A 14326-nucleotide genomic window follows, 5' to 3' on the forward strand; every position below is an offset into this window, starting at 1 on the left:
TGATGCTCAAGTACGTGCTGGCGATGTAGGCCAGCCTGTTCCCGCGGCTGGCATACCGGCCGCGGAGATTTCTCATAAGGAGACAGAGATGTCTGAAACAATAATAGCTGAACATACTGCCGTCCGGATTAACAGAACGATGCTGGCCGGCTACCTTCATCAGTCGTTGCAGCAGGTCTGTAAACTGGCCTCCGGTCTGAAAATCCTCAGGCTGCCAGCCAGCGACACGACCCGAAGGGCGACGATACTCACAGAGCCGGTCTACGCTGCCGCCAGGCTACGCCTTGCCCAACAGCAGCCTCTGGCGCAGAACCCGCTCTGCGACGACGTGCTGCGACGCTTTCGTCATGCACCCGGCCTGACGGCGGATCTGCCCGATCTCATTGATACCATGCGTAGCGTGACGCTGCCGGTCTGGTCACGCCTGCGTCGCGACGGGCATAGCGACGATGTTGCCCTCCGTCAAACTCTGCTACATATCCTGGCCTGGAAGAGTGAGTCATCCTGGTTGCAGGATCAGGCGCAAAGGGTTCTCTGGCAGGGCGGCGTGCTGGGTGAAAAAGGGGGCCGCGTACTCGTCTCCCTTGATGATGAAGCCGCCCTCCGGGGCGCCGGGTTCTGCGGGCTGAGTGAACTGCTCATCACCACAGGCTTTTTAGTCCACTTTCCGGTCGGCCCTCAGTTTTCTGAAGAGTAACCAAAGAGTTATTAATGAAATTACTCAGTTTTTGCGTAAGCAACATACCCAGCTATGGTTTGCTGCGGGAGGATGGCGTTGTCGATTTAACCCGGCATTTTCTGCAATATCCATCGCTGAAATCTTTTCTGGCGGCAATGGACAATATCCCGGCAGAAATGCTGGCACATATGCCAGTCGATTATACCCTCGATGAGATCGCGTTTTTGCCGCTGATCCCCGACCCGCAGAAGATCCTCTGCGTCGGGATGAACTATCAGGCAAAACGGCTGGAGTTTAATGAACAGGATCCCGATCCGACGCTGTTTATCCGTTTCCCCGATTCCCAGTGCGGGCATCTGGGCGAGATCATTAAACCAGCCGCCAGCCACGAGTTTGATTATGAAGGCGAGCTGGCGCTGGTAATTGGCAAACGCGGGCGCAATATTCCCGTCGGACGGGCACTGGAACATGTCTCTGGCTACAGCTGCTATATGGACGGCTCCGCCCGCGACTGGCAGCACGCCTGGTTTACCGCCGGGAAAAACTGGCCGTCGACCGGCGGCTTCGGCCCCTGGCTGGTGACGCGGGATGAAATCGCCGATCCGAATGCGCTGGATATCAAAACCCGGCTTAACGGGATGGAAGTGCAGAACGACAATACCTCCAGCATGATCCACCACGTCCCCGAGCTGATTGCCTACATCAGTACCTTCTGTCTGTTGACCCCGGGGGACGTTATTCTGACCGGCTCGCCGGGCGGTGTGGGGAAAAAGCGTACCCCGCCGCTGTTTTTGCGGGACGGCGATATCATTGAAGTGGAAATTGAGAAGATCGGCTGCCTGCGTAACCATATCGTTGATGAGAGGCCGGAATCTGAGTGATGCAAATCCCGGGTCGCGGCTAACGCCTTACCCGGGCTACCGGATCGCAGAGGGCTGTGACCCCATTTGTCCACAATCTCAATGCTGCGCCCCGCAGCACTTTTTATATTTTTTACCGCTGCCGCAGGGGCATGGTTCGTTTCGAGAACGCGTCTTCGACGGCTTTCGCTCCTCGTCAGCAAGCCATGGCATTATTGCCGCCAGCGGATACCCTGCTTCCAGCAACTGCTGACAGACATTCATATACCGCGTGATGTGCTGGAAAAAGTGTTTATAACCGGCACACAGATAGTTGTGCCCTGGATGGCCGCTCGGCGAAACCGCAAAACGATGTTTGGGACAGCCACCGTGGCAAACAAAGCGAAATTCGCAGCTTCGGCACTCCGCCGTTAGCGTCTCCCTTTTCGCCTGACCAAAGGCTATCGCCTGTTCGCTGTTATTGAGCGTCTTAATGTCCGAATGATGAATGTTACCCAGCTTATGCTCGGGATAAACATAGTGGTCGCAGTTGTAGAGATCGCCATTCGACTCCAGGGCAAAAGCGTGGCCGCACGTTGGCGAATGAACACACAAAACCGGGGGCTGGCCCATCCACGCCGCCAGGGCGACCTCAAACATCTGCACAATAACGCGCTCGACATCGCGCCGGATCCAGATATCGAATATCTGATTCAGGAAATCGCCAAACTGCCATGATGGCACGGTCCAGGAAGCAAGCCTGGCGGCGCTTTCTCCCGGCATAACCAACTGCAGGAGTGATGATTCGTCGCTACTGACGCGTTCAACCAGGGGGATAAACTGAATATGACGTGAACCCGTGGCAAGCAAGAAATCATAGACTTCCCGCGGGTGCCCCACATTATGTTTACCCACTACGGTCAACGTATTGAACTCAACGCGATGCTTTTTGAGAAGTGCAATCGCCGCCATCACTTTATCGTGAGTACCTTTACCGGCACGATTAACACGGTACTGATTATGGAGATGTGCTGGCCCATCAATGGAGATGCCAACCAGAAAATGCTCCTCGGCAAAGAAACGTGCCCACTCTTCATCAACGAGCATACCGTTGGTTTGCAGCGCGTGTTCTATCTTCTTGCCCCTGGCATATTGGTTACTTAGTGCAACCACCCGGCGGAAAAATGGCAACCCCATCATAGTCGGTTCGCCCCCCTGCCAGGCGAAGGTCACCGTCTCTCCCATCTGGGCCTCAATATGCTGGCGAATGTAACACTCCAGTGTCTCATCCGACATCCGCCAGTTTTTGTTTCGTTCCGGATACAGTGCTTCTTTTTCCAGATAAAAACAGTAGGTACAATCGATATTACACACCGATCCCGTCGGTTTCGCCATCACCTGGCAACCCGCTAATTCCATCTAAACGACTCCTTCCCTTAACAGGCTCAAGACCGCGGATAGCACCAACGAAATAGCTTCTAAGCCGAGTACGACACTCAACAAGCGTTTTATCATGACGGAAGCAAATGTCGTTAATGCTGTGTTTCCGCCAACCTGACGCTGCTGATTTCGCACGACGATCGCCAGTATAACGGTTAGCCCGAGAGCGATACCGGCAATCCCCCCGGAAACCAGGTCGCCGCGGGCGAAACCAAAACGCGTCGAGGCTAGTGCCAGAACAAAAACCGAAAACAGAGTCCGCTGCCAGGCAAGCGCGGTACGCTCCGGTTGCAGGCCAGGATCACGTGTGCGGAGAGACAACGTCATAGCAGAAGCATCACTCCCAATGTCATCATCATCACCGCCGCTAAACCTGCACTTAACCAAATCAATAGACGAGGGTAGGTCAGCGCCGCGTCATCGCGCATGGCGCGTTCATTCCCGGACCAGCGAAGATAGGCGTACCACGCGAGAATCGCCGCCGTGATGCCCAACGCGCACACCAGTAATTCCTTAACCATTGAGGGCGCCAGATTTTCCGCGAGCTGATCGATGCCTATCGCGGCAGCCATAAAGGCCAGCGCGGTGCGGATCCATGCCAGAAACGTACGTTCATTCGCAAGAGAGAAACGATAGTCGGGATCCTTTCCCTGTGTCAGCCAGCTCATCGACTATTCTCAACAATATATTGATAGCAACTTGCAATATGCTTCGCGATGCTGAATTCCACCAATTCCCCACGATCGTTGTAACCCTTTCGGGTTTTCACCAACAGCGGCTCACGAGTATCAATATGCAAGATGCGACAATCGTCTTCCGTGGGCATCTCGGCGGTAATAACATCCTGGAAACTTTCAATATTTTCATTATTATTTTCCAGCATGCTGTAAAGGCCATTCTTCAGTGCATCAAGCGTAAGATGTTGCAGACGCGTCGTTAGCCAGATGTAGTTCACTTGCGCAGGCTGCTCGTTTTGTCGGTAGATGGTGCGGGTTAACAACCACAGCGGTGTCTTATCGTCATTAAGTTCAAACGCCTGAGCAACTCCCCCTGGCGGCACAAGTTGCTCCAGCTTGAGATTGTTACGTTCAATGGGATGCTGCTGTTGCCCATCAACCAGCCGTATCCGGGCCTTCACCTCCTGCTTCTCTGAAGTGCTGATCACCATGGTGCCAATGCCGGCCTGTCGTTTTACCAACCCTTTGGCGGCCAGCTCGGCGAGCGCACGACGGGCAGTGATACGGCTGACGCCAAAGATCTCTTCAAACTCAGCCTCAGTGGGCAGCACATCGTTCTTTTTGTATTCTCCGGCTTTCAGTTTTCCCAGCAAAATATCGTGCAACTGAGCATAGAGCGGTTTGGCTCCTGGCGAATAATCCAGTTCTTCTTTCATTGTTCCCCTACTCCTTTTCCCCGGCCTGAGCCGGGGATACGGCTTAATCAAGCCTCATTTCTAACGCCATTTTATAGTACACGCTTTGATGCTGCTCCTGCGGAACCTCGTTCTGGACGAAGGCCCACAAATTTTCTGTCGTCCAGCCTGGCTGGCTGGTGGACTGGAGCTGCGCCATCAGTTCTGTCTGGCCACTCCCTTCCAGATGTTGCAATAGCGCAAAGAGACCGTAGCGGAAAACTGGCGCAAAGGCGGCCAGTTCAGGCAACAGATGCGGATCCAACCCTAACAATGGCCCTCCAGCATCCTCCAGGCCATAGCGTGGGTACAGCTCCGATGGCGCGTCGCTCTGCGCCATCATCGCTTTCATGCTGCTGCAGAGACGTTCTGCTGCGGCAGTATCACGGCTTTGCGTTTGCTGCAGCGGATCGTCGTGCAGGTCGTAAAGACGATGACCAAATCGATCTGCCCCGCGCGTCATTACAGACTCCGCAGGGATCTTCAGTACCTTGCATCCCTTGGTAAAACCGAATGGGGGATGCAGCGTCATGCCCTGTAATTCGCTCGGCGTAAAGCGTCGATTAATACGAGTAGGCATCAAGGTATATTCGTACAAACCGCTCACACCTTGAGTGACTGGGGCGCGCATATAGACGTAGCGGCCATCGGTAATATTGATGTGGCAGCCATGATAGCCAAACAGCGCGTAATTTCGGACCGGCGTGTCATCACGCAGTACCGGCAGTAAAGATACCCCCTGCATATCTTGCGGTTTGGGCAGCCCAAAGCTATCAAGCAGCGTCGCCGGTATATCAATCGTCTGCGCCAGCGCCTGCCGTGACTCTCCCGCGCAACCATGCTGTGGATGCCAGATAAAGCAGGGTATATTGGCCACTTCGTTATACAGTGGCATGATGTTTTTCCCCCACCATTCATGCTCGCCAAGCAGGAACCCATGATCCGTATTGACGATAAGCATCGTGTCCTGCCATAGATCGTAATGATCCATATAGTCCAGCACTTTACCCACGTAGGCGTCCACCATCGTCAGCAGGGCCATATAGTATTTCTGGATGACGCTTTTCCGCTCCGGGCTTTCCGTCACGAAATAGTAAGGTGGCCACCCGTCGAACTGTGAGGGATCATCAATCCCGTACATCCGCAGATATTTTTCCGGTACGAAGAAGGGCTCGTGAGGATCAAAACACTCTAACTGCAGGAACCAGTTATCGCTGGCATGGTTGGTATCAATAAACTCCAGACCTTTATTGATTGTCCGCGCCAGATGGTGATCCTCCTCATTCTGCATAAACTGTACGTTAATCTGATGCTGGACCCGGCTGGTGATACGGCGCTGCTTGATCTCCTCAGGTTCCCCTGACTCGTAGCGATATTCAGGTTTATCAACGACACCTTTCCAGGCATCCCCTTCCTGCCCGCGAATAAACTCATAGGTACTGTAGCGAGAGTGGTAGGTTGCTCCGCCATCCCGCCAATAGTGCTTATGATCGGTCACCAGGTGGGTGTGAATCCCGTTTTTCTTCAGTATTTCCGGCATGGAATCATCAAACGGTTCCAGCGGCGACCAGCCCCGATGGAGAAAGTTGTAGCGCCCGGTATGTAACTCTCTGCGGGCAGGCATACAGGGCATACTGCCAACATAAAAATTATCAAAGCGTACCGTGCGTTCTTTTAAGCGCTGGAAATTCGGCGTGATAGCGCGATCGCTTCCATAAGCTGACAACAGACGTTTGTTAAGCGAATCAAACATCAACATAATTGCTTTCATGCATGAGTCCTTTTTTCACACCGTTTCTTTATCGTAACCGCGAACTTTGCCGACGATGTAAGTCAAAGCAAAAGCCGCTGCACAGCCAACCAGCCATGCCAGGATGTACTGAAGATATTTCCCATCAGCAATCAGCGGAAGTGCTGACAGCCCCGCCGCGCCGACCCCGTTTGTGGATACGCCAAGCAGTACCACCATTACCCCACCGAAACCGGCGCCAATAGAGCCGGTAATAAACGCAAATCCTGCGGGGATATTGACGCCAAATATTGTCGGTTCACCCACCGCCAGAATGGAGGTTGGGATCGCCCCCCTGGCAATCTTCTTCATCACCGGATCGCGCGTCAGCAAGAGAACCGCTGTCGCCGCGCCGACCATCCCGGCATTAGACATGATTTGAATAGCAAACAGAGGGGCATGGCCAGTGGCGTTAATCATCTCGAGGTGGATCGGGAACAAACCATGATGCAAACCTAGCGATATCAGGAAGGGGAACAGCGCCGAAAGCACAAAGCCAGCGACAATACCGCCATGCTCCAGTAGGCCGTTCAGACCGCTGAGTATCCCGTTAGACACAATACCGGCCGCGGGCATAATAATAAAAAGGAGGGCTGCCGCCATGACCAACAGCACCAGCGTTGGCGTGACGACAACATCGACAATATCAGGAACAAATCGACGTACTGGTTTCTCCAGCAGGCACATTAACCAGACGGCAAAGATCACACCGATAAGGCCACCCTGCCCGGGGATCAGTCCGAAGGTCGTCACCTGCGGCATGATGGTAATGGCGCCCAGCAGGCCACCCAGAATCAGGTTACCTTCAAACTCTCGTGCCGACGTTACCCCCGCATAGATGGCTAAAAAGCCAAATAGCGCTTTCGAGACGATATCAAGAAACTGGCTTAGACCCAAAAGATGGCGCTGATCGAGTACCACCTGAGTCGGGGAAAGATCGCCCACTGAAGCAACATGATGGGTTAACGCCCAGGACGCTGCCGAGTTGAATATCACATTGTTCAGTCCCATTAAAATCCCGGCTGCAATCAGCGCGGGCAGAATGGGAACAAAAATATTGGCGATATGTTTGAGTATGACTTTAGTCCGGGTCTGTTTTTTGGCTTTTTCACGTGCTGTTTTCGCTTTTTGCTCAACGGCGCTTAACGCCTCTCCGCTGTCTGGCTGACCCTTTAAACGAGCATTAATAACCCCAGCCACTTTTGTCGATTTCCCCGGACCAACGATCACCTGCAGGGTATCGTCTTCGACAACGCCTAATACCCCCTCGATCGCTTTCAAGGCAGTCATATCCACCAGGGATGTATCGGCGATGGTCATTCTTACCCGGGTCATACAGTTGGTGACATGAATAAAATTAGCGAGCCCGCCACAGTGCTTAACGATGGCGTCCCCCACCATGTTGTAGTCCATACAGAGGTTCCTTTTCTTTGTTATCTCCATTTGTTATAACAATATAATATTATACTTTTTGTGAGTAACCTCAAAAATAAAAACATAACGAAGGCGTATTGGATTTTGGAAAAAAGGTGCCCCGTGAATATTTGAGCAAGAGCCGTCGCCTCCTGCCCACCAGACGTGCGGGTGGTACCGTTAATGTCTGTCTTTAATCAGGGGGAAATATTATTGAGAGTGAGAAAAACGATGCGGGAATAAGAAAATAACTTTCTCATAGCGAGAAAAATACACCAAGCTCCTGAAAAATAAGTACTACTTATTTAATTTCGTTAGATAATTAAATGAAGATGCGCCAATTAAAAAAAGCGTGAACAATATTTTATAATTTTCGGAAAAATTGCGGCATTGCGCACCACTGACTCCCTGGCGGGCCATCATGTCTTCAGATCCTGCCACATGCCGTACTCTGTGAAATAATCGAATAAACGCCAGCGACACTGCTGGCGTTTTTATTAGCCTATGCCTGGCGCAGGTTCTGCGCCGCTTGCACCATATTCGCCAGCGCGGCGCGGGTTTCCGGCCAGCCGCGAGTTTTCAGGCCGCAGTCCGGGTTAACCCACAGTCGCTCCACCGGGATACGCTGCGCGGCTTTCTTCAGCAGCGCTTCGATCCACTCCACGCTCGGCACGTTTGGCGAGTGAATATCATATACTCCCGGCCCGATCTCATTGGGGTACTCGAACGCTTCGAACGACTCCAGCAGCTCCATATCGGACCGCGAGGTTTCAATGGTGATCACGTCAGCGTCCAGCGCGGCAATGGAGTCCATGATGTCATTGAACTCGCAATAGCACATGTGAGTATGGATCTGCGTGTCGTCTTTGGCGACCGCAGCATTAAGGCGGAAGGCTTCCACACCCCACTGCAGATAGGCATCCCAGTCGCTGCGCTTCAGCGGTAACCCTTCGCGCAGCGCCGGCTCATCAATCTGGATGATGCCGATCCCCGCCGCCTCCAGATCCGCCACTTCATCACGCAGGGCCAGCGCAATCTGTTTCGCGATGGTTTCACGGCTGACATCCTCCCGCGGGAAGGACCAGCACAGAATGGTCACCGGTCCAGTGAGCATCCCTTTCACCGGCTTGTCGGTCAGCGACTGCGCATACTTCGCCCAGTCGACGGTGATCGCCTGCGGACGGCTGACGTCGCCGATCACCACCGGCGGCTTCACGCAGCGGGAACCATAGCTCTGCACCCAGCCGTTTTGCGTGAAGATAAAACCGTCCAGATGTTCGCCGAAGTATTCCACCATGTCGTTCCGCTCGGCCTCCCCGTGCACCAGTACGTCTAAACCTAACCGCTCCTGCTCGACGATCGCCTGCTTAATATGTTCCGCAATCCCCGTCCGATAATGACTGGCGTCAAGGTTACCCTTTTTGAAGTCCAGGCGCAGGCCGCGGATCTCGGTCGTTTGCGGGAATGACCCGATGGTGGTGGTCGGCCATTTCGGCAGGTTAAAGCGCTGGCGCTGTGCCTGCGCGCGAACCTCATAGGGGCTGGCGCGCTGGCTGTCCTGAGCAGTGATCGCCGCCAGCCGTTTTTCCACCTCCGCGTTGTGCACGCGGGTCGAAAGGCGACGGGCCTGGATTGGCGCGCTCCACTCGGTAATCGCCGCTGTATCGCCGCTGTTCAGCGCATCGCGCAGCAGCGCCAGCTCACCGCATTTCTGCAGCGCGAAGGCAAACCAGCTCTTCACTTCCGCATCAAGGCGCGTCTCCACGCTTAGATCGATCGGGCTATGCAGCAGAGAGCAGGATGACGCGACCCATAGCTCGCGCTTACCGACGAGGTCTTTAATTTGCGCATACTTTTCGGTGAGATCGGCGCGCCAGACGTTACGCCCATTGATCAAGCCCGCGGACAGCAGCCAGTCGGCCGGCAGGCGGTTGTGCAGTTCGGCAACATCATCTTTGCCGTGCACCAGATCGACGTGCAGCCCCTGGACCGGTAGCGCGGCAATGGTCGCGAGATTGTCGCTAACGCCTTCAAAATAGGTAGTCAGCAGCAGCTTCACCTGGCCCTGCAGGGCGTCATAAGCCGGTTGAAAGGCCTCCAGCCACGCTGGCGGCAGCTCCAGCACCAGCGCCGGTTCATCAATCTGCACCCAATCGATGCCGCGCTTCGCCAGTTCGGCCAGCACCTGCTGGTAAACCGGCAGGATGGTATTCAGCAGGGTCAGGCGGTCAAACGGTTCACCTTTCACTTTACCCAGCCACAGATAGGTTACCGGCCCCAGCAGCACGGGCTTGATCTTGTGGCCCAGCGCCAGCGCTTCGTCTACTTCATCCAGCAGTTGGGTCCAGCTCAGTTTGAACTGCTGGCCCTTCACGAACTCCGGCACCATATAGTGATAGTTGGTGTTAAACCATTTGGTCATTTCCGCAGCGGCGGCCGGTTCGCCAGTCGGCGCGCGGCCGCGGCCAATGCGGAACAGGGTATCGATGTCGATGGATCCGTCTTTGTTCTGATGACGAGCCGGCACGTTGCCAAGCAGCAGGCTGGTAGTCAGAACATGGTCGTACCAGGCGAAATCCCCCACCGGCAGCAGATCAACGCCCGCCTGTTTCTGCTGCTCCCAGTGACGGGCGCGCAGCTCACGGCCTACCGCCAGCAGTTCCTCGCGAGTGGCGTTGCCCGCCCAGTAGCTCTCTTGCGCTTTTTTCAGCTCGCGGCGCAGGCCAACGCGAGGAAAACCGAGGGTGTGGTTAATAATTGTCATTTTTGTTCCTCTCTTATTTCATTGAATCTGAAGAAAAACTCTCAATAGTTCGGCTTGCAGGAAGGCGGCAACGATGCGCATCCCCAGGAGCTTACTGAAGGAAGTGACTGGGGTAAGCAAGGCAGCCAACGCATCTGCAAGTCGAAATATGACGAGTTTTAGACGTCCAGATGTTTACACATCCATAATTGACAGTTACTGTATATTCCTCAAGCGCAAATTGCTCATGGCGAAGTGAAGGACTTTCATGATCGAAATTAAACATCTGAAAACGCTGCAAGCGTTGCGGAACAGCGGTTCACTGGCGGGTGCGGCAGCGGCCCTGCACCAGACCCAGTCCGCCTTGTCTCACCAGTTCAGCGATCTGGAACAGCGCCTTGGCTTTCGTCTCTTTGTGCGTAAGAGCCAGCCGCTGCGTTTTACTCCTCAGGGGGAAATCCTCTTACAGCTGGCCAACCAGGTGCTGCCGCAGATCGCTCGCGCCCTGCAGGACTGTAACGAACCACAGCAGACCCGGCTGAGGCTGGCTATCGAATGTCACAGCTGTATTCAGTGGCTGACGCCGGCGCTGGAGAATTTCCGCGCCCGCTGGCCACATGTGGAGGTCGACTTCCATTCCGGCGTCACCTTCGATCCACAGCCTGCGCTGCAGCAGGGCGAACTGGATCTGGTGATGACCTCCGATATCCTGCCGCGCAGCGGCCTGCACTACTCGCCGATGTTTGATTTTGAGGTGCGTCTGGTGCTGGCGCCTGAGCATCCGTTAGCTATGAAGACGCTGGTTACCCCGGAGGATCTGGCCGCGGAAACGCTGTTGATTTATCCCGTGCAGCGCGGGCGCCTCGATATCTGGCGCCACTTCCTGCAGCCGGCCGGCATCAGCCCGCAGCTGAAAAGCGTCGATAACACGCTGTTGTTGATTCAGATGGTGGCTGCCCGGATGGGCATCGCCGCGCTGCCGCACTGGGTGGTGGAAAGCTTTGAACGCCAGGGCCTGGTGGTCACCAAAACCCTGGGTGAGGGATTATGGAGCCGGTTGTACGCGGCCGTTCGCGATGGCGAACAGCGTCAACCGGTCACCGAAGCGTTTATTCGCTCTGCGCGGAACCACGCCTGCGATCATCTGCCGTTTGTCCGGAGTGCGGAGCGACCCAGCGGCGATGGACCCACAGCGAGGCCAGGATCACCAACGCTCCGCTAATAAAGCTCGGCCAGTGCGGCTGCTCCTGCCAGATGGCAAGGTTAACCAGCAGCCCGGCGGGGACATGGACGTTATTCATGATCCCCAGCGTGCCGGCATCCACCTGGGTGGCGCCATAGTTCCACATAAAGTAACCCAGCCCGGAAGCCACCACGCCGAGCCACACCAGCACGCTCCACTGCAGCGTGGTGGTCGGCAGCTTCTGGGCGTTGCCGAGCATAAACCACGCCGCCACCGCCACGATAAAGGCCCCGACATAGAACCAGGCAAAGGCATTGTGCTGCGGCATCGGACGCACCTCCATCAGACGCTTATACCCCACCATACCGATGGCGAAGCAGAGGTTTGACAGCTGTACCAGTAACAGCCCGGTCCAGAAATGATCGCTGACTTTGTCATAGCGGATAATCGCCGCCCCCAGCACCGCCAGCGCGGCACTCAGCAGATAGCCCCAGCGCAGCTTACGTCCGCTGAGCAGGTCGTAGATCAGCGTGATATACAGGGGAGTAAACACGGTAAACAGCAGAAATTCCGAGACCGTCAGATAGAGATAGGCGCGGAAAGCCAGCAGGTACATGATGCCTAGCTGCATCGCGCCCACCAGCATATAGAGCACGATCGTGCGCGGCGACTGGCCGCGCGTGCGCAGGAAAGGCAGGAACACCAGCGCCGCCAGGCCCACGCGCATCAGTACCGAAAAATAGCTGTCGACGCTACCGGCCAGGTATTCGCCAATCAGGCTAAAAGAAAAGGCCCACAGGATAGTGGTGATAATTAACAGCGCCACAATGGTCGTCTCGTTGGATAAAGAACAGGCATTGTAGCGAAGAGTCAGGTTGACGACTGGACACTTATTCGCCAGCCGTCAATCTTTTTCAGTCGAGGTATAGCTTACGCAGGTAGTGCGGGACAGCATCGTCGGCGTTACTGCCGATCACTTCCAGTTCCGGATGCAGATCCTTCAGCCGCTGGTGGGCGTTGGCCATGATGCAGCCTTTGCCAGCCATCGACAGCATCTCAGCGTCGTTCATACCGTCGCCGAAGGCGATGCAATCGGAAAGAGTGTAGCCGAGCATCTTCGCCACCGCCTCCAGCGCATGCCCCTTCGATACCCCACCCGCCATGACTTCCAGGCAGGTTAAGGTGGAGAAGCTGACGTTCACCCGATCGCCCCAGCGGGCGTTCATCGCCTGCTCCAGCGGCAGCAGATGCTCATGATCCTCGCAGGTAAAGAATACTTTGCTGATCCCCTGCGGATCCAGTTCGCCCGGCTCATACAGCTTGTAGTTAAACACCGCCTCCTTGAAGAAGCGCATCTCTTCCGGACGATGGCGGTTCATATACCACTCGTCTTCCCGATAAACGTTAGTGACGATTTTCGGGTCGTTACGCACGATCTCAAACAGGTCGGCGGCAATATCGCGATCGAGGTTATGGGCAAAGATTTGCTGACCATCGCTATCGTGAACGCGGGCGCCGTTAGAGGTGATCATGTACGACCGGATGCCAAGATTATCGCGGATTTGCCCGACGTCGATGTAGTGACGGCCGGTGGCGAAGACGAAATTGATCCCACGGGCGGTAAGCAGCTTCAGCGTCTCTTTGGCATAGGGGGTCAGGAAATGATCGGGGGAAAGCAGCGTGCCGTCTAAATCAGACGCAACAACCTGGTACATAAAAAAGTTAACCTCTAAGCAGGGCGACGAGCGTTATCGTCGGATTAAGTATGTCGATTGAAAAACTCGACGATGGCATTGAGCGCGACTGAGCGCATAGCGTCCTTTTCAAAAAGGATCTCATGATATGCCCCTTCAATGACGAGCGGTTTACCGCCCTCACAAGGATGGCCGGCAGCGGCCCGTAATTCGCAATAGCGGTCGTGCATCAGATTATCGACCACCCGCTCCTCCTCCGCCTGTAAAAGCAGCGTCGGGGCGGTATCTTTTTCCACATTCGCCAGCACTTCGTCGCCGGCCAGCATGCCCTCACGCACCCAGTGCCAGGTCGGACCGCCGACCTGCAGCCGCGGCTCATCGGCATAGAAGCGCAGGTTGCGACGATAGCGTTGCCGACTGTGCGTCAGCACGTTAACGGCAAAAGGCAGCGCCCGCCAGCGCCCGGTGCCGATGGCATACTCTTCGCGAATGCGCTGATGGCCCTCAGCCCAGTCGAGAATATGGCGCACCATCCAGTCCGGCAGCCGAATGATAATCCCGAACATCGGCGCGCAGAGCGCTATTGCATCGCAATGCGCCCGGTAACGTTGCAGAAAAAGCGTGGCAATCGCTCCGCCCATAGAATGAGCAAGGATAAACCGTTTTCGCCAGTGTCCAGGAACCACCTGCTGCTGCCAGAGCGCGGCCAGGTCATCAACATAGTCGCTGAAGTTAACCACGTGTCCGCGGTGGGTATCTGAGAGCAGGCGGCCCGAGCGTCCCTGCCCGCGATGGTCAATGATCATCACGTCAAAGCCGCAGTGAAAGAGATCGTAGGCCACTTCAGCATACTTCACGTAGCTTTCAATGCGCCCGGGGCAAATCAACACCAGACGATCGTTATGTTGCGCGCAAAAGCGGACAAAGCGTACCGGTACATCGTCGACGCCTTTAAATTCAGCTTCTTCGCGCTGTCGCCAGAAATCCGTCAGCGGCCCCATGCTAAAGGCCGCAAACGCGTTTTCTCGTGTTTCCCAGTCCTTTTTCTGCCCAAACATCGGGTTTACACCCCTGTTAACCGCTGAAAATCGTTTTTTTACCGTGTATCACACAATGCTGACACAATAGCGTATTG

At 55.1% G+C, this 14326-nt stretch carries 13 protein-coding genes; 3 read left to right on the top strand and 10 right to left on the bottom strand.

The genetic code is table 11. The annotated features are described in order from the left end of the window. Positions 1–88: 88 nt before the first annotated feature. Together HMPREF3140_RS02465 and HMPREF3140_RS02470 are read left to right on the top strand one after the other, a co-directional pair. Complete coding sequence (locus tag HMPREF3140_RS02465; protein ID WP_016531184.1) at positions 89–697, top strand: hypothetical protein; 609 nt, start codon at positions 89–91, stop codon at positions 695–697. A gap of 14 nt (positions 698–711) precedes the next feature. Continuing rightward, positions 712–1560 carry a fumarylacetoacetate hydrolase family protein gene (locus HMPREF3140_RS02470; protein ID WP_016531183.1) on the top strand — a complete coding sequence of 283 codons (849 nt, stop codon included), beginning with the start codon at positions 712–714 and terminating at the stop codon, positions 1558–1560. Positions 1561–1638: 78 nt separating this feature from the next. Here HMPREF3140_RS02470 and HMPREF3140_RS02475 read toward each other — a convergent pair whose 3' ends face one another. The 7 genes from HMPREF3140_RS02475 to metE all read right to left on the bottom strand — a co-directional run bounded on the left by HMPREF3140_RS02475 (position 1639) and on the right by metE (position 10335). Beyond that, a complete protein-coding gene (locus HMPREF3140_RS02475) occupies positions 1639–2937 on the bottom strand; it encodes an anaerobic sulfatase maturase (protein WP_032412710.1) in 1299 nt (432 codons plus the stop codon). Next, complete coding sequence (locus tag HMPREF3140_RS29595) at positions 2938–3285, bottom strand: DUF202 domain-containing protein (RefSeq protein ID WP_016530522.1); 348 nt, start codon at positions 3283–3285, stop codon at positions 2938–2940. It abuts the gene before it with no gap. Next, positions 3282–3626 carry a YidH family protein gene (locus HMPREF3140_RS02485; RefSeq protein WP_016530523.1) on the bottom strand — a complete coding sequence of 115 codons (345 nt, stop codon included), beginning with the start codon at positions 3624–3626 and terminating at the stop codon, positions 3282–3284. Before HMPREF3140_RS02485 ends, HMPREF3140_RS29595 begins: the two co-directional genes overlap by 4 nt. Further along, the gene (locus HMPREF3140_RS02490) at positions 3623–4351 is read right to left on the bottom strand and encodes a GntR family transcriptional regulator (protein ID WP_016530524.1); all 729 of its coding nucleotides are present in this window, start codon (positions 4349–4351) and stop codon (positions 3623–3625) included. The genes HMPREF3140_RS02485 and HMPREF3140_RS02490 overlap by 4 nt, the downstream gene beginning before the upstream one ends. A 43-nt stretch (positions 4352–4394) precedes the next feature. Further along, positions 4395–6140 (bottom strand): sulfatase, encoded by a 1746-nt coding sequence (locus tag HMPREF3140_RS02495; protein WP_032412707.1) that lies wholly within the window; start codon positions 6138–6140, stop codon positions 4395–4397. A 15-nt stretch (positions 6141–6155) separates the two neighbouring features. Next, a complete protein-coding gene (locus HMPREF3140_RS02500; protein ID WP_023286999.1) occupies positions 6156–7571 on the bottom strand; it encodes a PTS transporter subunit EIIC in 1416 nt (471 codons plus the stop codon). 502 nt (positions 7572–8073) lie between these two features. Then, complete coding sequence (gene metE, locus HMPREF3140_RS02505; RefSeq protein WP_032412703.1) at positions 8074–10335, bottom strand: 5-methyltetrahydropteroyltriglutamate--homocysteine S-methyltransferase; 2262 nt, start codon at positions 10333–10335, stop codon at positions 8074–8076. 247 nt (positions 10336–10582) lie between these two features. Here metE and metR point away from each other — a divergent pair, with 247 nt between their 5' ends. After that, complete coding sequence (gene metR, locus HMPREF3140_RS02510) at positions 10583–11536, top strand: HTH-type transcriptional regulator MetR (RefSeq protein ID WP_002883415.1); 954 nt, start codon at positions 10583–10585, stop codon at positions 11534–11536. Here metR and HMPREF3140_RS02515 read toward each other — a convergent pair. From HMPREF3140_RS02515 to pldB, 3 genes are all read right to left on the bottom strand, one after another. After that, the gene (locus HMPREF3140_RS02515; RefSeq protein ID WP_002883414.1) at positions 11424–12323 is read right to left on the bottom strand and encodes a carboxylate/amino acid/amine transporter; all 900 of its coding nucleotides are present in this window, start codon (positions 12321–12323) and stop codon (positions 11424–11426) included. The genes metR and HMPREF3140_RS02515 overlap by 113 nt on opposite strands. An 88-nt stretch (positions 12324–12411) precedes the next feature. Continuing rightward, a complete protein-coding gene (gene yigL / locus HMPREF3140_RS02520) occupies positions 12412–13212 on the bottom strand; it encodes a sugar/pyridoxal phosphate phosphatase YigL (protein WP_004146466.1) in 801 nt (266 codons plus the stop codon). A 44-nt stretch (positions 13213–13256) separates the two neighbouring features. Next, on the bottom strand, positions 13257–14249 hold the full coding sequence (pldB, locus tag HMPREF3140_RS02525; protein ID WP_002883412.1) for a lysophospholipase L2: 993 nt from the start codon (positions 14247–14249) through the stop codon (positions 13257–13259). Between the last annotated feature and the right edge of the window lie 77 nt (positions 14250–14326).

It is taken from the genome of Klebsiella sp. HMSC16A12 (assembly GCF_001808265.1).
GTDB classification, from domain to species: Bacteria; Pseudomonadota; Gammaproteobacteria; order Enterobacterales; family Enterobacteriaceae; genus Klebsiella; species Klebsiella pneumoniae.

Excerpts from the sequence above, each read along its gene's own strand:
- HMPREF3140_RS02465 (WP_016531184.1), top strand. The coding sequence starts at position 89 with ATGTCTGAAACAATAATAGCTGAACATACTGCCGTCCGGATTAACAGA.
- HMPREF3140_RS02470 (WP_016531183.1), top strand. The coding sequence starts at position 712 with ATGAAATTACTCAGTTTTTGCGTAAGCAACATACCCAGCTATGGTTTG.
- HMPREF3140_RS02475 (WP_032412710.1), bottom strand. The coding sequence starts at position 2,937 with ATGGAATTAGCGGGTTGCCAGGTGATGGCGAAACCGACGGGATCGGTG.
- HMPREF3140_RS29595 (WP_016530522.1), bottom strand. The coding sequence starts at position 3,285 with ATGACGTTGTCTCTCCGCACACGTGATCCTGGCCTGCAACCGGAGCGT.
- HMPREF3140_RS02485 (WP_016530523.1), bottom strand. The coding sequence starts at position 3,626 with ATGAGCTGGCTGACACAGGGAAAGGATCCCGACTATCGTTTCTCTCTT.
- HMPREF3140_RS02490 (WP_016530524.1), bottom strand. The coding sequence starts at position 4,351 with ATGAAAGAAGAACTGGATTATTCGCCAGGAGCCAAACCGCTCTATGCT.
- HMPREF3140_RS02495 (WP_032412707.1), bottom strand. The coding sequence starts at position 6,140 with ATGAAAGCAATTATGTTGATGTTTGATTCGCTTAACAAACGTCTGTTG.
- HMPREF3140_RS02500 (WP_023286999.1), bottom strand. The coding sequence starts at position 7,571 with ATGGACTACAACATGGTGGGGGACGCCATCGTTAAGCACTGTGGCGGG.
- metE (WP_032412703.1), bottom strand. The coding sequence starts at position 10,335 with ATGACAATTATTAACCACACCCTCGGTTTTCCTCGCGTTGGCCTGCGC.
- metR (WP_002883415.1), top strand. The coding sequence starts at position 10,583 with ATGATCGAAATTAAACATCTGAAAACGCTGCAAGCGTTGCGGAACAGC.
- yigL (WP_004146466.1), bottom strand. The coding sequence starts at position 13,212 with ATGTACCAGGTTGTTGCGTCTGATTTAGACGGCACGCTGCTTTCCCCC.
- pldB (WP_002883412.1), bottom strand. The coding sequence starts at position 14,249 with ATGTTTGGGCAGAAAAAGGACTGGGAAACACGAGAAAACGCGTTTGCG.